Genomic DNA, 21,864 nt, shown 5'->3' with positions numbered 1-21,864 from the left:
GCCGTCCGCCTGCACCGCGCGACCCACAAGCATCTGCGCGACGTGATTGGCTACTACGGCTTCGTTACTCACATGGTGTGAACCACCCGGGGGGGGGTCAGGCACGGCCGCCCAGGTACCAGCCGCGCGGTGCGGGGCGTAACTGAGCGGTGATCAGGTCGCCCAGCCGCCAGGGCAGGCAGGAGCGGTCCGCGAACGTTGATTCCGCATCCGTCTGGCCGGTGTGCGGGGCGTGCAGGGGCAGACGCCGGTAGGGGCCGCGGGCCAGCCGCTCCGCCTTGGTCACCGTCGCCTCAAGCCCGGTCCGGTCTGCGGATGCCGGACGCATCGGCGGATGCCGCACGATCCACTCCTCGACCATGGCCAGGCCGTCCGGCACGGGAATGCCCCACTCCTTCAGCAGCGCCGCCACCTTCTCCAGCCACGCCCGGTCCGCGTCCTCGGTAAGGGTGCGGTGCTGCCGTCGCCGCTCCCTCGCGGCCAGGCAGTACGCAAGATGTGCCGCCTCCGGGTAGAACACCAGGGGCGCGACACGCAGCTCGTCCCGGCCCGCGCTGCCAAGCGCCCGTCTGCGGGTGTGCCACGCCGGAGCGTTGAGCGCAGAGATGTTCCACCAGCACGATGCGATGGCGTATGCGTCGGCGAACACTGCCTGGCCGCCCGGGCCCAGCCGGCGCTCCAGCCGCACCCGCAGGCGGTGGGCTTCGGCGACCTCAGGCACCGCTGACAGCAAGATGGCCGCGGCTGTGGGCTCGCGCCGGTTGTCCAGCCACCGTCCATGCGCGCTGCAGACCTGCCACGTAGCGTCGGCGGCCAGATAGGAATCCCACGCCGTTCCCTTGATACGGGCGCACACCTCGCACATCCTCACCAGAAAGGAGCCGGGAGTGTCCCAGGGCCAGTCCCACAGTGGTTCGTCCGCCGCGGTCAGGAGCCGTTCCGTGCTCAGGTTGGGCAGAGCGAAGCGCAGTTCACCGACCGATCGGCCCGTCATTACGGCGAGCCGGTCCAGCGCGGCCGCATTGAGATAGCCCTCGCCATAACGCGGATCGCCCGGTGTGCCGTCCTTGCGGAGCGACGTGCCGAACATCTGCCAGAACTCCAGTTCGGGGATACCGTTGGCATCCGCCAGGCGCCGGGTGTAGGAGCCGGTCGACTCCCCTCCGATGAAGCGCACCGACAGCCCCAGCTGCTGTGCTGGACTCCAGAACTTCTTCCGCCGCGGCCGGCTGGCCGCAGCGCCTCCCGCACCAACCACTCTCACGTGCCCCTTTCTACTGGTCACCCTTGTACCGGGCGAACGCCATTGCCTGGCGCTGCTCTGTTTCTCACCCCGGGACGGGCAAGCCCGGACCTTTTTGGCGGCTGCCCCTTCCTGTGGGTCGGACGGCCCCCATCTCGCCGGCGTCGGCCGCGTCTTTGGCTGAAACTCCTCGACGCGCCCTGCGGTAAGGCAGGCCCAGCCAGTACATTCCCGCGCGATCCGACGCCGGGGGCGCGCTCCGGCAGAGATAAGGGGACGGAGCCGCCATGAAGTTGCGGGAGCACCAGGTCGCGGATATGCCGCGATCCAGGCCGCAGCGGCAGCCGGTGAGAAACGCATGACAGTCGTCTCGGCGTGCGGCCCCGTCGCCACCATGGACCACCGCGGGATCTTCGGCCCCGTGTTGAACTGGGTATGGCCGAAGCCATCGAGCGGGACACCCTTGCCGACTACCAGGTCCTACTCGAAGCACTGCACATGGTCTGGGACCCCACCCTCACCGCCCGCAGACCACCCGGCCCTCGGCCGGCGAGAACGGCACCGGACACCACACGACGACTCCGGCCGACGCCGATGCCCCGCTCCACCCGGCCCCGGACGCCGCCCCAACCCGGCCTGCCGGTCACAACTCCACGACTCGGCCGAGCGACACCTTCTCCACCACCTCCAGCGTGATGCGCTCCTCACCCGAACGGATCGCAATCTGCGCCGCCTGGCAGATCAACTGTGACAGCGACCGCATGTACCCCCGGCTGCGCTTGTGCAGATACTCGGCCACCTCCCGCAGATCGTGCCGCCGGTGCCGGTAGAGCACCAGCTCCGCGTCGAACAGGTCGATGACCCGCGCGAAGACGAGTTTTTCCACGTCGCTGAATCCCAAGCGGCTGGTGCGCAGCACCATGTGATCGCCCCGCAACTGCTCGTCGGGCTGCAATCCGGTGTCGTTGTCCCGGGTGAGCGGGTCGACGATGAACTGAGCGCCGCGCCCGCAGTAGATGAACGTCGCTCCGGTCTCCTCGCTGATCACATCCAGATACTGGAAAGCCAGCTCCGCGTCCGCAGCCGTCCGCAGCCGCTCGATGCCGTCGATGAGGACCAGCCGCGTCCGAGCGTTGCGCATGGCCCTGATCACAGACTCGGTCGGGTCTCCGCTCTCCCGCTCCTGGCCCATGAAGCGGGCGAACGCGCCGCTCCAGTTCCGCATGCTGCCGCGCGTCGGCGGCGGCACATTCACAATGATGACCGGGATCCTGTTCTCGTCTGGGCCGTACAGCTCCGACAGCCGCCGCTCCCAGTGCACCCCGATCGCCTGCAGGATCGTGCTCTTTCCCGTTCCGCGCGGGCCGTCCAAGATGATCCCAGCCTTGCCGTGCAGGCGCTGCTGGTTGGCCAGGACCTGCTCGGCCACCAGAAGCTGAGCCTTGGCGATGGCGGGCGTGGTTACCGTGCGCAGATGACCGTGGAACAGCAGTCGCGGGTCCAGACTGCCGACCCTCGTTCCTTCCGGGGCACAGTCCTCCAGGTTCGGAGCGTGCAACGACGACTGGGCGTACGCCCTCCACGCGTGGGAGTCCACCGGCCACGATGGCGCCGGAGGCGCCAGCAACAACGGCCCGGCCGCACGCGCATTACGCAGCGCCCGCTCCTCCTTGACCGTCAGCTCCATCTTCACAGCGATCTCCTTTCCTCGTGTACCGAAGCCCGCCCGCACCGCGCCGGTTCAGAGGCCACCGTGGGGGTCGGTGCTGTCCTGCTCCCGGTCGAGTTCGGCGAAGATCTGCCGGTATGGGGTGCCGGAGCCCTCGCCGTCGCAGTCGTCCGCCCCGCCGGCACGCGCCCAGGTATCCAGGGCGGGATCCGGCGCCATCGCACCCTGCCCCCAGTCCATTTCCGGCCCAGCTGTGTTCTGCGGGCCGCCGTACAAGCCGGTGACGTCCAGGCCGAGAGGGTCCTCGTCCGGGTCGGACCCAGGGACCTTCGACCAGTCGATGGGATCGCCCTCCGCGTACGGGTCGAATTCCCGCGGCGGGGCCGGTTCGGGCAGCGGCGTGTACCCGTCCGGCACCAGCACTCGCCGGGCCTGCTCGGGCCCCCTTTCGGCCCGCTCCAGCAACTCCTCCAGCGCGTGGGCGATCGCCTCCTCCTCGCTGACGCGTCCTCCGCGTTCCAGATGCTGGGAGACCGCGATGTCCCACAGGAACTGCGTGAACGGCGCCCCGACCACGTGGCTGTGCACCCAGATGGCCTCCACCCACTCGTTGGACGTGTGATTGCGCAGCCACACCCGGGACAGGTCGTTCGGGCTGTACCGGACCTCCCATCGGCCCTTCCTCTTGCCCCGCAGGTCAGAGGAGGTACGCCGGAAGGGGTTCAGACCCTTCTCCGGATCGCGGGAAGGATGGTCGTAGGTGCGGTTGTGCAAGCGGATGCCCTGCTCGCTCACCCCGACCCACGCCGTCGGCAGCAGCCGGAGGTAGTCCTCGCGAGTCAGCGGGATCGGCAGGTAGCCCTCGACCGCCACGCACGCCGCATACATCTGGTTTGGCGTCAGGTGCGGCATGTACGCGTCGTAGGGATCGGCGAGTTCAGGATGGGGCGTGTTCTGCCACTCAAGGGCGATCCACTGCTGCAGCAGCTCGTCGAGCTCGGCCAGCGTCCACAACCGCTCCCCGTTCACGGTCCGCCGCACCCGCACCGGATCCCGACCGGTGTAAGCGTTCACGTGCTGGCTGAACTTCGACTTGACCGTCCCGAAGGTGCGCTCCACGACCCCCTTGTCCCTACCAGTGCGCTTGCGGGCCGGCCGCACCGAGAAACCCAGGTACTCGCAGGCATCGGTGAACGTCCGCCCGGCGAACACCGTGCCGTGGTCGATGACGATCACGTCCGGGATGATCACCGGCCGGGCAGCCGCCTGCGCGAACCGTGGGTCGACGGCGACCAACTCCTCGTAGGGCAGGTCGGACATGTTCGCGTGGACTGCCGCGTCGTACCCGGGCCGCATAGGCGCAGGAACCAGCGCCTGCGCCAGCAGCTCGCAGGCGTCCACCGCCTTGGTCGCCCGCCCTTTCACGCGCGGCGCCGACACCAGACCGCCCCGGCCGGCCTTGCGCCGCCGTCCCCGCCGGCCCGGCTGCTTGGGCCGCAACACCGCAGCGATGATGCTGCGGGTTGCGACACAGACCGCGAGGGTCAGCTCGACCCGGGCGGGCTGCCCGTCGTCACCCAGCACCCACACATCGAGGTCGGTCGAGTCGATCTGGACCAGCTCGCCCGGCATCGTCGCCTTCGTCACCGCGAACGGCAGCCCCACCCGCGCCGCCGCTCCACGAGCACCGGGTGGAGAGTCCCAGTCCCTGGGGCTGATGCCCAGCCGCCCCAGCAGCTTGTACAACGTTGGCTCCTGCGGGACCCTCACCCCCTCCCCATACGCGGCACGCATCACCCGCCGCAGGGACTTGAACAGCTTCCGCGCGTCCGACGGCGCGTCCACCCGTCGACGCTGGCGGTCCACCAGCACCAGAAGCTGCTCCACCACTCGCGCGTCGGTCGCCCCGTACAGCCGCCGCGGCTTGGTGCTGCGCCCATCCACAAGATCGACCACACTGCGCCGCCGGCAGTAGGCCAGCCGCTTGGCCTGGACCGTCTGCCAGGACACCCGTCTGCCCAGTACCGCGCTCATCTCGGCAGCCTTGGCCTGGTACCGCTGGATAAACGTCGTCGACGCCGGGTCGAACGCCGGCCGTGGCCGCGCTCCCGGCGGCGCCCCGGGAGGCAGCCCGGTGTCGACCTCGATCACCGCGCGCTGCCACTGCCGTGCCGCCTCCGCCGCACCGGCAGGGATACCCTCCAGCTGCGTGAAGTCGGGCATCTGCGACTGGACCAGGGGATGTCCGGCCGCGTCGAGGACCGCGAAGTCGTCCGCCGCCGCCAGCACCGACAGCAGCACCGCAGCAGGTACCCCGCCGTCGCCCACCGGCTCCAGCAGCACCACTATCCCGTCCAAGCCGACCACCAGATACCGGCCGCGCCGCCACCGCACCTCGTCCCCGCGCGCCAGCGCCCCGCGCGGCGCGCTCCGCACCTTCAGTGATGCACGCCCCGCCACGGGGACCGGCCCCGGCCCGCTCACGGCTGCTCCACCACGAACGGGCGGCCCATTGCCGCCCGCTCAATCGCGGTCACCGGCCCCACGATCGATCCCGGCCCCAGGGGCACAGCCCAGTCCACGCCTAGCCTCCGGTTCCACAGCATGTGGTACAGGCGGGGCAGGGCCAGCAGGCGTGGGACCCCGCATCCCTGGATGCCCTCTGCCAGCGGCCGAGGCTCGGCGAACGCAGCAGCCAGCGCGGGCTCCACCTCCGCGTCGCCGAAACGCGGATGCCGCCGCCGCGACACCCACCGCAGATTCACCAGCGCCGTCCTGTCCGGCAGCCGCGGCGACGCCAGCTGCCAGCGCGCTTGCCCGCACGCCTCCCGCCACACGGACATCTCCCGATCGAACCGCTCGCCCGGTCCCTTCGAGGGCCGGGCGACCACGACCACCGTCGCCCCCGAAGAGGTACGCACGAAGAAGTCCGGCACCAATCGCCGCTCGCGGCCCCGCTCCCGCCAGACCAGCTGCGCAGACCAGGCGCTGAAATCGACCACCCCGGGATGGAAGTCCAGCAGCATCGCCGTCGACAGCCGCTCCAGCGAGCGGCAGCCCACCAGCCGCCTGTTGGTCGCCGCCCACCACCAGGTGACGATGCTGCGCTGGGAGGGATGCCGCGACGGCTTCCACACCTCGCCCCGCCCCTCCAGTGCCACTCCGGCCAGCCTGTCCGCAGGCAGGGTCCGACGCACCTCCTCGGCGTCGAGATGAAGTACCTGCAACTTCCGTGCCATAGAGCCTTCCCTGGCATTACGTCGTACTGCCGCGGCGCGCCGCCGACACGGACTGCCAGACCACTAGCACAACGCTCGCCGCCCCCGGAGCGGCGAACGGCACGATCCGGACAGTCTTGTGGGCGCTCCCACGCCGTCATCCCGATGCGAGGCCGCAACGTGACGAGGGCGTGCGACGCTCAGCACGGCACCATCCCATCTGTATCCCGATTTGACACGGATCCGCTTCACCGGCGCCGGTACGCATGGTGACCTCGAGCATGATCCGTACGTGCTGAAGGCCCTGTTGTGGCTCCACAACCAGGAGTCGAGCAGCGCGGGCACTTCCAGGACATGGCGGTGTTCACCGAACATGACAACCTCTTACTGGCAAGAAGCCGAGAGGTCATGCCCACATGCCCCCCGCAGTCCGGCGACGGCTTGGAGGCACCCGCAGGGGAGCCTGCCTCGGCGCGCGGGCCGAGAGCGACCGCTTTCAGCCCGTGCCGTTATCAGCCTCAATCAACTGCACTCCCGCTATCTGTACGGCACGGCCCCGTGTTGAGATCATGAGGGGATATGCCCGGCAGGGAAGGGGCGGTTGCGTGGGGGCGGCGGACGAGATCAGGTCTCAGGGGTTCAGCCTGAACGAGCTGTTCCGGGACGTGACCTACGAGATCGACTACTACCAGCGTGACTACACCTGGGGCGAGGAAGAAGTCCGCACCCTGCTCAGGGACTTGTGCGACTCGTTCCGGAACTGGTCCGGGGACTCGGCCTACCGGCGCCGCCCGCACACAGCGCCGGAGTACTTCCTCGGCCCCTTCGTCTACCACGAGCCGTCGAGGAACCACCGCTTTCTCGTCGACGGCCAGCAGAGGTTCGTCACCCTGCACCTGCTCTTCCTGCAGCTCCGGCTCTGGGCCCAGGAATCGGGGGACCTGCAGACCGTCGATCAGCTGAACCGGGTCATCACCACCGACGGGAAGCACTTCTGCGTCGGCATCGCCGACCACGACCCCGTCCTGCGCGCCATCGCCGAAGGACGAAAGTACGAGACCGGGGCGGGGGACTCCCTCTCCCGCCGCAACCTGTGGGCGCGCAGCCAGCAGGTCGAGTCCCAACTCGTAGAGGAACTCGACGCCGAGGCACTGCACCACTTCACCGAGTGGCTGCTGAAGAGAGTGGTCCTGGTCGGCATCCGTGCGGGCGGCCCCGACCACGGCTACCGCATGTTCGAGACGATGAACGACCGCGGCGCCCGCCTCACCGCCGTCGACCTGCTCAAGAGCCACCTGCTCTCCAACGTCGGCGCAGGGGAAGAGCAGCTCAACACGCAGTGGCAGGAGATGCTGCGGGAACTGTCCACTGACCGGGACGACCTCCAGGCGGCGTCCCGCTTCATCAAGGCCTACCTCCTCGCCCGCTGTGCACGCGAGGGCCGTGACGAGGACCGCCGCCAGATCGCCACCAACCTCAACGTGTGGGTGCGCCACAACGCCACCCACCTCGGCCTGACCGCGGGACGCCCCGACCGCTTCCTCAAGTTCGTGCAAGACCTGCTGAAGTCGGCCCGCCTGTACCGGCCCGTCCTCGCCGCCACCCGCACCCTGAAGAAGGACGGTGACCGCCTGGAGACGGTCTTCTTCAACGAACGAAACGGCCTCGCAATCCAGTCCGTAGCCGTCCTCGCCGCCATCGACCCTGAGGACCAGGCCACCGACGCCAAGGACAAGGGCCGCCTCGTCGCCTCCTACATCGACCGCTGGTACGCCCTGCGGATCCTGCAGGACCTGCCCGTCCAGGCCGCCGACGCCGACGTCCTGGTCCACACCGAGCTCGTCCCCCTCCTGCGCGGATGCCGCACCGTCGCCGACGTCGCCTCCGCACTGGGAGACCTTGCCCGCCGCGATGGCAACCCCGTGCCTGAAGCAGTCACCCTGGGGCTGCGCGGCAACAACGCGCACCAGATCCGCTACCTGCTCGCCCGCGCCACCGCCTACGCCGACGAGGCATGCAAGAAGCCCTCCGACATCCTCGCCTACCTCGACCGCGAGCAGTTCCACATCGAGCACCTGTGGGCCAACCACCACCACCGGGTGGCCGACGACATCCCGGACCCAGTCGTCTTCCGCAGCCGCCGTAACCAGCTCGGCGGCCTCGGCCTGCTCAGGGGCCGCGAGAACTCCAGCATCAACGACCTCCCCTTCCACGACAAGACCCGCCTCTACGCCCGCGGCAACGTCCTGTTGGGCGTCCTTGCCCCCGAATACGACCACCGCAACCCCGAGCTGCGCGACTTCATCAAGACGCACCAGCTCGACAAGCACCTGCGGGCCTTCGGAGCGAGAGAGACGATGACCACGATCGTCGCGACCCGGCAGGAGCTCTATCTACGCCTCTTCGAACACATCTGGAAGCCCGAGCTGCTGGGCCTGGCTAGTGCCGCCGTCGCCGCACCCAACGCAGGCGGCCCCGTACCGCCGGCCGGACGTCCCCGGCGGGCCGCACCGCGGCGCAAGAACGCCTCGGGCCGGCGGACGGACGTGGCGAGGATGATCGACGCTCAGGTCCTGAAGGCTGGGACTCGGATCGTGCTCACCTACCGCTCCACCGACCACTGGGCCACCATCGACGCGAACGGCGGCATCGTCCTCGCAGCGACGGGGGGCACCCCCTACGGCAGAGTCGATGAGGCCGGAGCCGTCGCCCGCGGCACCAGGACCTGCCAAGGAATGAGTGAATGGCACATCGAGGACGAGAACGGGGCACGCGTCAGCCTGCGTACCGTCCGCGACCGCGCGGCGGCGGCTGGCTCCCTGTAGGCGACGGACGCGGCCGCGCTGCGCCATACCGCCGCCTACAGCTCAGCCTTCGCAGTCCGCAGAATGACCAGCAGCCCTTACCTGGAACTCCTGGGCGTGCGGCACCGGCGCCGCCCTGTGGCGGCGCCGCGCCGCGCCGCGGGCCCCCGGCCGTCGGCCTGCGCCCCGCGACGGGCGGCCGGTGCCCCGTGCGCTGTGCGGGGTCGCGGTGCCCGTCAGCGACCAGTTGCCGGTCTCCGCGTGGCGAATCTGCACCTCTCGCTGCCCGGCGGCGACGCTCGCCACCATCTCGGCCAGGACCTCCTGCTCGCGCTCCATGCGCTTCTCCTGGGCCAACCGCCCCCGCCTTCACTCCCGTACCGCGACCCCGACGGCCGCGGCGAGGAGGGTGAGCACCCCCTCGGGAACCAGCATCTCCTGCACCCTCCGCCCGTCACTCGTTCCTCAGTACCCGCTCACCAGGTACGTCGGATGAGCGACCCGGAACGGGTACCACCCGACCCAACCTTTTTCCGCTCCCCGGCAACCGTTGTTCGCTACACCGCTGCCCGCATGCGAAGGAGCTGATCTCCTCCACAGAAGACGAAGAGGGTCCCGAAGCTGTTGACTTCAGTGGGGCTCGAGGGCGCGGACAAGTCCGTTGCACATGCCCAGCTCGGTCACGTCCCCGCAACGGCGTTCAGCTGTTCGTCCCACCCCCGCACCATCAACGACCTGCCCGTGCCCAGGGGCACGTTGATGTCGGTGGGTCCCTCTAGGCTCTGGTTCGTGACGACAGCAGCATTGGCGGGGGTGGTCTTCCCCTGGACGCGGCGGACGGTGGCTCTGGGAAGCACTGCGTCCGAGCAGGGCAGGGGCCGTTCCTCCGTGCTGGATGACCAACTCGGCGCGCCGCTGGAGGAACTGCGGGACGTGCCGGTTCTGGCGCTGTTCGGGGAGCGAGGCGCGGGCAAGTCGGTGGCGCTGGCGCAGGAGTACGAGGCCCTTGAGGCGGGGCAGGCCACGAAATGGTGGGTGAACCTGGGGCGATGCCAGACGGAGGGGCAGGCCAGGACGGCCATGACCAACGCGTCCGCACCTGCCGAAACGGGCGAGTGGTGGGTCTTTTTCGACAGCGTTGACGAGGGGCTGAACGTCCTGCCCGCCATGGGTAGCCTGATCGCCGACTGGATCGACTCACTCACCGCCGAGCAGCGAGCCCGGGTAAGGCTGCGTTTCAACTGCCGCACGGGGCGCTGGCCCGAGGCCCTGCAGGAGACCCTGACGCAGTACTGGCCGCAGCCCCTCGAAGTACGGCACATGGTGCTGGCCCCGCTCGTCACACACGACGTCGCCGTTGCTGCCGGGCACTACGGCCTGGACCCGGACGACTTCTGCGCGCTGCTGCGCAAGCGTGGTCTAACGCATCTGTCGAAGACCCCCGTCACGCTCTTGCAGCTGCTCGAGCATCATCGTGCCAAGCAGGCTCTGCCAGCCACCGCTGCGGACGCCTACGAGCAAGCCTGTGTACTGCTGTGTTCCGAGACCCGCCGCCCGGTCGACATCCGGGAATTGCGTGCCCAGCCCACGGGGGAGCATCTGCTTCCCATTGCTGCCCGTGTTGCGGCAGCGATGCAGTTCGGCGCACAGAATGTACTGAGCGACGTGTCCGCAGGGTCCTACGGCGGCGAGGAGCTGACCCTGGCGGAATTGGAAGGCGGGCACGAACCCGGTCTCCTCGACGGCCAGGTTCCCTGCACGACCGACGAACTGCGCCGACTGACCGAGTCCCATCTTTTCGAGCCGGTAGGACGGCTGCGATGGACCTTCACGCATCGCAGTTACCAGGAATTTCTTGCCGCTCACTACCTGCGGTCCCATGAGGTCGATCCGCGCGCGCAGGCGGGCCTGCTGTGGGTCGGGGACGGCGCAGCACGGCACATCTACCCGGCTCACCGTGAGGTGGCTGCCTGGCGTAGCGGCAGCGACAGCACCCTCTTCGAGAACCTCCTACGCGATGACCCATTGGTGCTGCTCCTGGCGGACCTGCCCGCCCGGCCAGCCGAAGATCGGGAACGCGTCGTTGAGGCCCTCTTCAGCCTGGCGCAGGACGACGACACCGTCGACATCGACCACACCGGCCTGCATCGCCTTGACCACCCTGGCCTGCTCCATCAACTGCTGCCACACATCCGATCAGGCGTCAGCACGCTCGTCCTGCTCCTCGCCCTTGGAATAGCCCGGCGTTGCCCCAATCCCGCGCTCAGCGACGCCCTACTGCAAGTCGCCGAGACCCCTGATCTGCCCGAGGAGCTGCGCGCTCTGGCCGTGCAGGCAGTTGCCGACGTCCAGTCTGAAGAGGTCGAGACGGTGGACCGGATCAGACGCCTGGCAGCCCACGACAGCTCACCGGAAGTCGTGGCAGCCGCCCTGTACCGGCTGCGTACCGGCCATCTATCACTGCGAGAAGTGCTCGACCTCGCCCTCGATCCGGATCCCGACTACTACGGCCGAGCGTCGATGCTGCGCTCGGACATCCCCGCCCGTCTGACCGCCGAGCAGGCCAGCCAGGCCCTCGAGTGGGCCAGCGACACGCTGCAACAGTCTCCGCCACGACGAAGCACCATTCTCGCGATCAGTTTGATCAGCCGCGTGGTCACACTGGCCGGCACCTCCCCACTTCCCGGGATATCTTCTCCCGAGATCTTGATCGCCAAGGCACTCCTCGCGCTGGCTGGCCATCAGGACGCGCTGCACAGCATTGATGGCCAGGTCGAGTACAAGGCTTTGGGCGATGCCCTGTACGCCCAGCACAACTTGCGTCGTGCACTGACCCTCCACCTGCTCACCCGCAGCAGCGAAGGCGACTTCCTGCGCGTGTGGCGTGCTGTTCCACCCGGCAGCCTCGCCACGTACGACGACGCGTACTACTGGATGGAGCACTGGGACGAACTAGCTGACGTGCCCCTCACACTGACCAGGCTGCTCGTATCCATCCCCCCACCGGCCGACCTTCAGCGGCAGGCCCAGGTCCAAGCTGCAGCCAGCGCCCACCCCTCTCTCCGACAACTCATCGAAGGCTGGCACCAAGCCCACGAACCGCGGCACCCACAGGACACCCAACCCGCTCCCGAAGTGAGCCGCATCTACAGCGAGGCCAGGCTGCGCCAAACTCTCGCGGCGGTCCACACCGCCAGCCCCGAAACCGTTCGCCGAGCGTGGGGCGCCGTCATCGACGCGATGCGCTGCACCCGCGACGGGAGCAAGCCACCTCCCCTGCTGACAGAACCACTCCTCCTGTGGGCGCACCACACGCCCTCCCGCCCGACCTCCGGAGGCGACCTCGACAGGGAACTCAAATCTGCCGCACGGCACGTCCTGACGACGGTGCTCCCGCTGACGGCGCAACTGCTCGCTTACGGCAGGCGTGCCAACCCCCACCTGATGCCGGAACTCAGCACCTTTGCCGTACTCGAGACCCCCGACGAACTCCCTGAGGGCACCCCCGCTCACTGGGCCGGTTGGGCTCTCGCCCTAGCCACCACACACGCCTACAGCCCTTCCTCCCAAGCCGTCCAAGACGTCTTCCTGCGCCACTGCGTGGAACAGGCCGGGCCTGCACTGACTCGCCTGCTCGGCGAAGTACTGCACGCCCCTCACGTGGACGCCACCACCACATACGATCTGGCCGACTCCCTCGGCGTCCACGCACCACCGACCGTCATCGACGCTCTCGTTGACTGGGCCGACCATCCCGACCGCGGCCCGGAACTCTGGCAGAGCATCACCAGCGCCCTGGCCTTCGCCGACCAACCCCGCGGCACTGCCCGCCTGCGTGACGCTCTCGATTGCGACCCCTCCCGTCCCGGCACACCACCCGCCACCTTGACCCGGTGGCTCATGGCTGTGCAGATACTGCTGCACAGCCCGGCCCTGCCCCACCTGTGGCCTCTGGTGCCCAAACGCCTGAACAACGCCCGGCTGGCCCAGGCCTGCATCGAACAGTTGGGCGAACGCCCGATCTACTTCACCCAGCCCCACCAGCTGTCCGACCTGGACGAGGAAGCTCTCGCCGAGCTGTACCTCTGCTTCGCCTCCTACACGGCGACAGACGTTCTGGACCCGCCCCTACGCGCAGGCTGGACCGATGACGATCGATTTGGTGAGTTGTTGCGATCCATTCCGCAGCTCATTCAGGCCAAGAGCACTACGAAGGCCGCACACCAACTGTGCCGCATGGCGTCCGAGACGGGACTGTGGCGTCTGCGGCTCCACGCCCGAGAAACCGCAGTCGCAGCCGCACGATCCGTCCACGTCCCACTGACAGCTCCCCAGCTCAGAGCGCTCTCCGAGCAATCCAGAGAACGTCGCTGGGTGACCGACGAAAGCCACCTCCTGGCACTCGTCTTGGAGTCCCTCGACCGCTTCCAGAACGTGCTGCGACGACCCAATGGCCTCAGCGTTGCCCTGTGGAACCGCACGGAGGCATCCCCGGCCCAAGCCGAGTGGTGGCCATGCTGGGAGGAAGACTTCAGCGACATCGTGGCCGCGTTCCTACTGCAGGACATCGGTGGCGCCCGCGTAGTCGTCAACCGTGAAGTCCAGCTCAGCCGCCCAGGGCTGGCCGGTGGCCGCACCGACATCCAAGTCGAGGTCCCCGCTCCGTCGGGAGACGGCCACGACCCCATCAGAGTTGTGATCGAGTGCAAAGGCTGCTGGAACAGCGCACTGTCTACGGCGCTGGAGCAACAGCTCGTTGACCGCTACCTCCACACCCCCCGGACCGCAGGCATCCTCCTGACTGGCTACTTCGACTGCGAACGGTGGTCTCCGGACAGACGCCGGGCGTGCCCATCGACCAGCCACACCCTCGAGTCCGTGGACCTCCACCAGCAAGATCAAGCCCGCCTGCAGCGGGCACGCAAAGGCGTACCCGTAGCAGCCTTCACCCTCGACTGCACTCTGCCCTGACCCCGACAGCAGCGGCGAGGTGGGGGCGCTTACATCCGAATACGCGAGCCGGGCAAAATCCTTGGGTCAATGTCAGTGCCCCTCCCTACGATCACTGTGTGTCTTACCAATCAGCTCGTGATCTGCCGTCGTTCCGCCAAGCGGAACAGACTCTCGCGTTGTTGCGCATGGTTCCGTCACAGAGGGCGACGGTCAAAGCTGTGAAACAACAGATGCAAACACTTGAGGCACTCGTCGAGGCCTTCTACGACTTGCTCAGCGACAAGCACTGGATCTTCCACGACCATCTGTCGCTAACGGCGGTCGAGACCATCCTCGCCGAGGCAGCCCAGGACGCTGATCGAGCCGAGACCATGCTCATTAACCATTATCGCGACAGCCAGAATCTGAGCGCCATGCTGCTTCCGCTCAGGAAGCTGCCTGCGATGCGCCGCAGACTCCCACTGGTCGGTAAGGCGAAGGAAGACTACGCCGCCGGCCGCTACTACGCCTGCGTCCACGTCCTGCTAAGCGTTATGGACGGCTTCGTTAACGAGTTCGAGAGCGTACGCCGGGGCCTACACGCCCGGCAGTCGGAGGAACTACAGGCATGGGACAGCGTTGTAGGTCACCACCGCGGCCTAGCCCATGCCCACAAAACTTTCCTCAAAGGCCGCTCCGCCACCCAGGACGAACCCGTCTATGAGCTGTACCGCAACGGCATCGTGCACGGCAGCATCCTGAACTACGACAACATCATCGTGGCCACTAAGGCATGGAATCGGCTGTTCGCCGTTACAGACTGGGCCTTCAGCCGGGAGAAGGAGCGTCAACACGAAACCGTGCCGCCCTTCTCCTGGACCGCGCTGGCGGGTCAGGTCAAGGACTTCGTTGGCTTTGCTGTGGAGCAGGGAAAGATCAACCGCATCAACGATCAGTGGACACCGTGCGAGTACTTGCCCGGCAGTGATGCCTTCGATAACCACCCTGCCCGGCGAGGCTCGGAGAGCATGCTCACGTGCTGGATGCAACGAAACTATGGGTCCATGAGTGATCTCATCACCCAAGACGCGCACGCCAAGTACGGTAATGCCATACGCAGCGAGATCCGCCGGGCCTACGAGGACTACCCTCTGGCCGCCTTCGACATTCTCGCTGTAGCCCACGACATGCCCGCCGCCTGCACAGTCACGGCCCGCCTCCACCGCGCCAGCGGACCGTCTGCCACTATCTCCCTCCGATGGATCCGAGAAGATGCCAAGGCCTATCCCAAGCCGGAGCCATGGCCAGGAGAGTGGCGACTGTGCACATGGGAGCCCTGGCACCTCTTCGCACACGCGAGCAACTAAGGCCCCATACGGCGCCGTGTTTGAGCTCCTCGTGGCTCTACCTACGGCCAGAGCCCGAGATCCAGGTAACCGCCCCAAGCACCATGAGGTCTAGCCTGCCCCCGGCAGCTTCCACCCGCGCCGCCGTGCCCCGTGCTCCCGCACCGGTGGGTGCGCCCACTCCAGGCGGACCCCGCGCGTGACCGCGAGGACGCGCACCGGGCCAACGAGCCGCGCTGCCTACGAGGCCGGGCTGGCTGGAGGCCAACTTTCTCGCGCACAACGCCTCGGACCAGAAGGAGGGACGCCCGGCCGCGCGGCAGGGCTGCCCCGCGCGGTCGGGGTGGGGGAGCCCTGCTCAGCCCTCGCCCCGACTGCTGCCCGGTGTCTCCGCCCCGACCGGGAAGAAGCCGAAGCGGTGGTCTTGTGGGTCGCGGGTGAACAGGTACACCTGTGCGTCCCGCGCGATGTCGGCGGGCGGGTCGCTGTTCTCCACGACGATCGCCTGCCCGGCGAAGCGGTGGAACAGGTCGCGGTAGAAGTAGTCGATGACGCTGTCGGGCAGGTTCTCGTCGTCGGTGCGCCGCGTACCGCCGGGCTGGCGGTAAGTGACCAGGGGGGAGTCGAGGATGACGAAGCCGGGATGGGGGTGTTCCTTGTCCAGGCAGTAGTCGGCCAGCGAGACGGCGAACGCGGCATGCAGCACCGCGCGCATTCCCTTGCCGTGGCCAGCGCGGGCACGGTCGCCCACGAACAGCTCCGCGCTGTACTGGTCGTAGGACACGCCGTGCAGACGGATCTGCCAGGCCTCGACAGTGCGCTCGATGGCGCGGTCGAACGCCGCGACGGTACCTGCCGGGATGCTGCCTGTGGGGCGGCCGCCGGGGACGGCCCCTTCAGCGACCAGCCCGGCACGGACCTCTTCGAGCTCCTGGATCCGCTGGTGCAGCCCGAGCTCCTTCTCGACCCGGGAGCGGGCCGACATCGCTTCCGCGGCCTGGCCCTCCACGGGGCGCAGCTCCTCCTCGATGCGTGCGATCTCGCGGTCGACCCGGCCGCTCTGCGCCGCGATGTCCTGACGCTGCCCGGCGAGCTCCTCGCGCTGTATCCGCAGACCGTCGATGGTCAGGTGAAGGTCGGACAGCAGGTGACGGGTCTTGGTGTTCTCGGCCGTGACCGCCGCGTGCAGGGCGGTCGTTTCCTGCAGGTCGTGCCCCGCAGTCTGGTGCGCGGGGTCTGCGCCGCAGAACACGCACTGGCCCGTGCGGAAGTACCCCAGCAGTCCGCCCGCTTCACTGACCATCGCCAGGCGGGCGAGGTCGGACTCGTACTGGCTCCGCAGCAGCCCGAAGCGCCCGAGCAGGTCGTCGATCTCTGCCAGGCGCTGATCGTACTGGCCGAGTGTGACGGCGAGTCCCGCTCTGCGGGCCACGGCCTCGGCGTGCCGTGAGGAGATCTCCCGCAGCGACGACGCGATGGTGTCCTGGTATCCGAGAAGGCGCCGCAGCTGCTCCGCCAGCTCGGCCTCGTTGCCGCCCTGCGGGTCGAGCTGACGCTGCAGGTCGAGGACCAGCTGGTCCAGCAGTCCGATCTTGCCCTTCTGCAGCCGTCGCTGGGCCGCGTTGGGCCGTGCGTCGGCCGCGGGTTCGCCGCGTCCGGTCAGGAGCAGCTTCAGCACCGACTTGTGGGCTGTCTGCCCGCTAGTGCCGGTGGAGCGCAGGACCGGCGACACCTTGGACACCATCCGCGTCTCGCTGACCAGGCACAGGTGGAGCAGGTCGCGGAACCCCAGCGGCTTGGTGCCGCCGGTGTCGTTTGTCGCGATCAGCGCGCCCTCGAGCCCGAGCCTGTCCAGGAGGTAGCGGGAGACGTTGTTCGAGCCCCTGGTGCTGACGCTCAGCTCGAAGTCCGCGGCCCGGTAGACAAGGTCCCGCACGTCGGTATTGAAGACGCCGACCCGGCTGGACTGGGAGCCCCGGACGAGGGTGACGACGCTGCTGTCGGGGAGCTCCAGGCCGAGCAGGATCTGCGAGTACCCCTCGGCCTCGGGGATCAGGCTGAGCTTGCGCGCCCCCAGCATGTAGTCGATGGCCTCGGTGACGAATGACTTGCCGGTGTCCGAGGCGCCGTAGATCACGGTCAGCTTCGGGTCGAAGACGACCTGCGCCCTCTCCCGTTCGGCGCCGGCGAAAGTCAGGTGCAGAAGCCGGATGCTAGGCATGGTCACTTCCCGGGGCAGGCAGTTGTGAGTCGAAGTCGCGGGCCCACCGGTCGGTGATGGCCCGTGTCGCAGCGCGGACATCCAGCTCGGGTGTCGACTGGGCGGCGATCACCCACGTCGCCCTGTCCCTCAACGCACCGACATAGGGCGCCTCGAGGATGTCGACGAACCCGGGGCCCTCCTCGCTCGCCCGGTACATCAGGCCGTCCGCGGTGGGCTCCACGTCGGCCAGTCCGGCCCGCATCAGCACGAGCAGGCCTTGCTCCACCAGGTGCTGCCTCATCGCAAGCTCACCCGGCCCGGCCGGCAGCGAGGGATGGAGGCTGGGTGGGCCGTTGAGTTCGCCGCTGTGCAGCATGACGTGGTCCAGGTACACCAGCCGGGCCACGTCCATCGGCTCGGGGAACGCCGCCGTGAGCAGGACCAGGGTGCGCATGCCGACCTCGAGAGGGCTGTTCAGGGGGTTCACAGCTCCTCCTGGACCCACGTGAGGCGGTCGTCGTTGGCGAGCTGGTGGCAGATGCCCTTGCGGTCGTCCGGGTCCACCACCTGCAGCAGCACGTTGGTTCCCAGCTCCATGATCCTCGCGGCCGCGAGCACGGCCTTGAGCCGCTCGTAGCCGGTTTCGAAGTCGTCCTCCTCGACTTCCGCGACCCCGCTGTACACGGCGTTCTGCAAGGACTCGAACGTGCCCGGGGGGACGCTGTCCCGCGCGAAGATGCGCAGCTGCTCGGCGCGGTAGAAGGCCTCTCGCTGCCTTTGCAGGTTCCGTCCCGCCTTCGGGTGCGCGTGTGCCGCATCCGGTGAAGAGGGAGGGCAGCCCCACTTCTCGTAGTAGACGTCGAGGAGCTGCTGGATGTAGCGGGCTTCCTCGGGCGCGTGCTCGGCGGGGGCCGGGAGGCGGGCCGGCCTGTCGGGCAGAGGGGCGCCGAACCGTCTGACGTGGTGGTGGGTGGTGGCGTGCTGCTTAAGAATCGTGTCGAGGTTGCCGGCCTCGAATCTTGAGAAGTCCGACCGGCGGGCGAGGTCCAGGGCCCGCTCCAAAGAGCCCTCGCGGTACTCCTGGGCGAGCTTCTCCGCGTTCTTCCTCGCCCAGTCGAAGAATCCTGAGCAGAGGGCTGACGGCTTCGCCAGGAGCTGGACGAAGGAGGCGCCGACCTTCGGCGCGACGAAGACGTACCGCTCGGGCAGCACCTGGTACTGCCGTTCCGCGACCGCGGAGTGGATCTTGAGGATCTCCGGGTAAGCGGTGGCCGCTCCGATCGCCTTGTCGTAGTGCTTGCACTGGAAGCAGTGCCAGGGGCCGTCGGTCTTCCTCTGGGTCAGGAAGGCGGCGATGTCCGCGCCACGGTCGTTGGATCCCCCCATGCGTACCACGTCCACGTACTCGGCCTCCTTGAGCGCGATCACCCACTCGTAGATGAACTCCTCCCAGTCGTCGGCCGAGTGGTGCACCAGGATCTGCTTGGGCGTCAGCGCGGGCGGCATGGCCATCATGGGGGAGACCACTGTCACTGGGGTCTGCGACGGCTTCGGCAGCTCGGAAAATAGAGGCTCAGCGTGGAACGCGGACGACCACCCCGATGTGCTCATTGATCCCCCGGTCGCGCATCAAGTGGAGCCCCAAACCGAGACGTTCCTATCACCATCTCCACACCAGGGACAGAGGGGGCTCAGTCAGACACCGCCACGACAGCGCCGCCTCCGGCCTCCGCACACCAGCTGCTGCGCCGGGAGCTGCAACGGGTACCGGCGCCAAGGGTCGTCGACCCCGGCACTGACCGCTGTGTGCCTGGTGCCTTCGCTGATAGCCCCCGTGCCACCTACCGTTCTCTGCGCAGAGCTGCCGTGCGGGGGAGCGGCGGCCCCCGTTCCTCCCGGTGCTGAACCGGCTTCCGGCCGCGCACCGTTGACCGAGTCGCGCACTGGGCCTGCCTGCCCAGCCCTTCAAGAGCACGTCTGCGGATTGGGGCCTGTGCGGCATGATGTCCCGCATGGTTCCCCCGGTCGACTCCTCCCTCTCCCGCCGCCCTGACCTGCGCCCGGACCAGGTGCGGGGGCTGGGGGCGGTCGTACGGCACCTGCGCCGGCCGGGCTCGCGTGCGCTGTACGTCGCGGCGACAGGGACGGGCAAGACGCTGGTGTCGGTCAGGGCCGCGGACGAGCTCGGCGCGCGTCTGGTGCTGGTCGTCGTGCCCACCCTGGACCTGGCCGCGCAGACCGCGCTTGCCTGGCGCCGCGACGGCCACCTGGAGCACATGGTGGTCGTGTCGTCGATGGACGCCGCAGGACATGACGCCCTGGCCGCCCGCCGGGTGGGCTCGACCAGCAGCCCCGAGGCGCTGGCCGCGCTCATGTCGGTAGTGGGGGAGGGGGACGACCAGATCCCCGCGCTCACGGTGATCTGCACCTACGACTCCCTCGACAAGATAGAAGGCACCCAGTACACCCGCCATGCAGTGCCCTCGTTCGACCTCGCGGTCATGGACGAGGCGCACCGCGTCGCCGGCCGTGCGGACAAGAAATGGGCCGCCGTCAATGACGCGGTACGGATCCGCGCCGACCGTCGCCTCTACATGACGGCCACCCCACGCAGCTTCGCCGCCCCCGACCTGGCGGACTCCGCCAGCACCGCTCGCCGCAGGCCCCGCCCCGCGCACGTGCCAGAGGCGGACGCGGCGGCCAACAGCATGGACAACGAGGCCGTCTACGGGAAGAAGGTCTTCGAGTACCCCCTGGCGCAGGCGATCGCCGATGGCGTGGCCGCGGACTACCGGATCGTGGTCCCCACCGTCACCAACACCGAGCTGCGCGCCCGCCTCAACCTCCCCGCACCCGGTGCAGCCGCAGGCGCGGGTTCGGAACCGGGGGACGCGCTGCGCACCACCGCGCTCCACCTCGCCGTCCTGAACGCCATGGCCAAGCACTCCATGCGCCGGGTCCTGGTCTTCTTCCACCTCGTCGAGGACTCCATCCGCTTCGCCCGCGAGCTGCCCCACACCCTGCGCCGCCTCCGCAAGGCCGACCCCGACTGCTTCCCCGGCCTGGACCCGGAGGTCTTCTTCGTCCACGGCGAGCACACCGCCGACGAACGCGCGGACACCCTCGCCCGCTTCGCCGCCTCACCGCGCGCGATCCTCGCCAACGCCAAGGTGATCGCCGAGGGCGTCGACATCCCCAGCGTCGACGCCGTCGTCTTCGCCGACCCCACCAGCAGCATCACCCGCTGCGTCCAGGGCCTCGGCCGCGCCCTGCGCCTGGACGTCTCCGGTAAGACCGCCAGCCTCATCGTCCCCGTCTACATTCCGCCCGGCGACGACCCCGAGAACATCCTCGGCACCCCTTACGAGCCGGTCTGGGCCATCACCACCGCCCTGGCCAGCCACGACCACCGCATCCTCGAACGCCTCCCCGACAAGACCAACCGCCTCACCGCCGAGACCAGCCGCCTCATCCAGCACCGCTGGCATTTCGACTACACGATCCACCCCGAGCGCATCGCCCGGGCCATGGACCTCATCGCGCTCGACCCCCGCCGTGCGCTGACCCGCGCCCGCCGTGAAGGCCTCGCCTCCGCCCAGGCGTTCCACGACGCCTACGGACACCTCGACGTCCCCGCCGCCCACACCGACCCGGCCGGCTTCGAGCTCGGCCGCTTCATCACCACGATGCGCGAGGCCGCCTCCGCCGGCCGCCTCGAGCCGGACTGGGCCGCCAAACTCGACGCGCTCGGCATGGTCTGGGACAAGCACGCCGCCGCATGGCGCGCCCGTCTCACCCAGGCCGCCGACTACCACCGGGCGCACGGCCACCTCGCCGCACCCGCCACCACCCCCCTGGGCGGCTGGCTCGCAGAACAACGCTCCCTCGCCGGGCATGACCGCCTCGACGCCGACCGCGCGGCCGATCTCACCGCCATCGACCCCGACTGGCGGCTGCCTCACGGCCCGGATTGGCACCGCAAGTACCACCTGCTGCGCCGGCACCTCGAGTCCGGCCGGCCCCTTACCCCCGACACCACCGCGGGCGGCACGGGGATCGGCAGCTGGGCCACCCGCCAGCTCACCAACTGGAAAAACCTCAGGGCAGGCCAGCACCGCCTCATGGCCGCCGTCGGCCTAACCCCGGACACCGGCGGCCTGACCCCCCGTTCCTCGAATCGAAGGACCTTTCCGGAGACCGTCCAGATCCTTGAGCTCTTCCTCCACCGCGAACGGCGCGCCCCCACCGCCCGCGAGGCGATCACCGTCGATGGCGACACCGTCAAGATCGGCCCCTGGTTCGCCAAGGCCCGCACCAAGCAACGGGCCGGCCTGCTCGACGCAGAACATGAACGCCTCGTCGCCGCCCTCTTCGACGGCGACTGGACTGCCGACAACCCCGCCCCCGCCTTCACTTGACCGGACGCAGCACTGTGCTGCCGACTTACCG

General features: G+C 68.7%; 12 protein-coding genes. 4 read left to right on the top strand and 8 right to left on the bottom strand.

All coding sequences use genetic code 11. The features are described from left to right. Positions 1 to 97: 97 nt before the first annotated feature. The 4 genes from ACWEEU_RS27850 to ACWEEU_RS27835 form a co-directional block, all read right to left on the bottom strand. Positions 98 to 1,177, bottom strand: coding sequence for a hypothetical protein (locus ACWEEU_RS27850; protein ID WP_451735901.1), 1,080 nt, complete (start codon positions 1,175 to 1,177; stop codon positions 98 to 100). 709 nt (positions 1,178 to 1,886) lie between these two features. Continuing rightward, entirely contained in the window at positions 1,887 to 2,930 is a 1,044-nt protein-coding gene (locus tag ACWEEU_RS27845) for an ATP-binding protein (protein WP_451735915.1), read from the bottom strand. A 54-nt stretch (positions 2,931 to 2,984) separates the two neighbouring features. After that, positions 2,985 to 5,396 carry an integrase gene (locus ACWEEU_RS27840; protein WP_451735898.1) on the bottom strand — a complete coding sequence of 804 codons (2,412 nt, stop codon included), beginning with the start codon at positions 5,394 to 5,396 and terminating at the stop codon, positions 2,985 to 2,987. Next, the gene (locus tag ACWEEU_RS27835) at positions 5,393 to 6,151 is read right to left on the bottom strand and encodes a TnsA-like heteromeric transposase endonuclease subunit (RefSeq protein WP_451735896.1); all 759 of its coding nucleotides are present in this window, start codon (positions 6,149 to 6,151) and stop codon (positions 5,393 to 5,395) included. Before ACWEEU_RS27835 ends, ACWEEU_RS27840 begins: the two co-directional genes overlap by 4 nt. A 584-nt stretch (positions 6,152 to 6,735) precedes the next feature. Here ACWEEU_RS27835 and ACWEEU_RS27830 point away from each other — a divergent pair. Beyond that, positions 6,736 to 8,955, top strand: coding sequence for a DUF262 domain-containing protein (locus ACWEEU_RS27830; RefSeq protein ID WP_451735893.1), 2,220 nt, complete (start codon positions 6,736 to 6,738; stop codon positions 8,953 to 8,955). Positions 8,956 to 8,997: 42 nt separating this feature from the next. On the opposite strand, the gene ACWEEU_RS27825 is transcribed toward ACWEEU_RS27830, so the two are convergent. Beyond that, a complete protein-coding gene (locus ACWEEU_RS27825; protein ID WP_451735891.1) occupies positions 8,998 to 9,291 on the bottom strand; it encodes a hypothetical protein in 294 nt (97 codons plus the stop codon). 432 nt (positions 9,292 to 9,723) lie between these two features. Here ACWEEU_RS27825 and ACWEEU_RS27820 point away from each other — a divergent pair, with 432 nt between their 5' ends. Beyond that, a complete protein-coding gene (locus tag ACWEEU_RS27820) occupies positions 9,724 to 13,905 on the top strand; it encodes an NACHT domain-containing protein (protein WP_451735888.1) in 4,182 nt (1,393 codons plus the stop codon). Positions 13,906 to 14,003: 98 nt separating this feature from the next. Continuing rightward, a complete protein-coding gene (locus tag ACWEEU_RS27815) occupies positions 14,004 to 15,233 on the top strand; it encodes a hypothetical protein (RefSeq protein ID WP_451735886.1) in 1,230 nt (409 codons plus the stop codon). Positions 15,234 to 15,570: 337 nt separating this feature from the next. On the opposite strand, the gene ACWEEU_RS27810 is transcribed toward ACWEEU_RS27815, so the two are convergent. Genes ACWEEU_RS27810 through ACWEEU_RS27800 form a run of 3 tightly spaced genes read right to left on the bottom strand, consistent with a single transcriptional unit; the run spans position 15,571 to position 18,930 of the window. Next, the gene (locus tag ACWEEU_RS27810; RefSeq protein ID WP_451735883.1) at positions 15,571 to 17,433 is read right to left on the bottom strand and encodes a hypothetical protein; all 1,863 of its coding nucleotides are present in this window, start codon (positions 17,431 to 17,433) and stop codon (positions 15,571 to 15,573) included. Next, on the bottom strand, positions 17,426 to 17,902 hold the full coding sequence (locus ACWEEU_RS27805; protein ID WP_451735880.1) for an ABC-three component system middle component 2: 477 nt from the start codon (positions 17,900 to 17,902) through the stop codon (positions 17,426 to 17,428). Before ACWEEU_RS27805 ends, ACWEEU_RS27810 begins: the two co-directional genes overlap by 8 nt. Continuing rightward, complete coding sequence (locus ACWEEU_RS27800; protein ID WP_451735877.1) at positions 17,899 to 18,930, bottom strand: ABC-three component system protein; 1,032 nt, start codon at positions 18,928 to 18,930, stop codon at positions 17,899 to 17,901. The genes ACWEEU_RS27805 and ACWEEU_RS27800 overlap by 4 nt, the downstream gene beginning before the upstream one ends. 497 nt (positions 18,931 to 19,427) lie before the next feature. Here ACWEEU_RS27800 and ACWEEU_RS27795 point away from each other — a divergent pair, with 497 nt between their 5' ends. Then, entirely contained in the window at positions 19,428 to 21,833 is a 2,406-nt protein-coding gene (locus ACWEEU_RS27795) for a Helicase associated domain protein (protein WP_451735874.1), read from the top strand. The last annotated feature ends 31 nt before the right edge of the window (positions 21,834 to 21,864 follow it).

The organism is Streptomyces sp. NPDC005004 (assembly GCF_053600675.1).
This window is presented reverse-complemented; position numbering and strand designations above follow the sequence as displayed.

Bases quoted from the DNA above. Each gene is read 5' to 3' on its own strand.
- ACWEEU_RS27845 (WP_451735915.1), bottom strand. From the start codon at position 2,930: ATGGAGCTGACGGTCAAGGAGGAGCGGGCGCTGCGTAATGCGCGTGCG.
- ACWEEU_RS27835 (WP_451735896.1), bottom strand. From the start codon at position 6,151: ATGGCACGGAAGTTGCAGGTACTTCATCTCGACGCCGAGGAGGTGCGT.
- ACWEEU_RS27810 (WP_451735883.1), bottom strand. From the start codon at position 17,433: ATGCCTAGCATCCGGCTTCTGCACCTGACTTTCGCCGGCGCCGAACGG.
- ACWEEU_RS27800 (WP_451735877.1), bottom strand. From the start codon at position 18,930: ATGATGGCCATGCCGCCCGCGCTGACGCCCAAGCAGATCCTGGTGCAC.
- ACWEEU_RS27795 (WP_451735874.1), top strand. From the start codon at position 19,428: ATGGTTCCCCCGGTCGACTCCTCCCTCTCCCGCCGCCCTGACCTGCGC.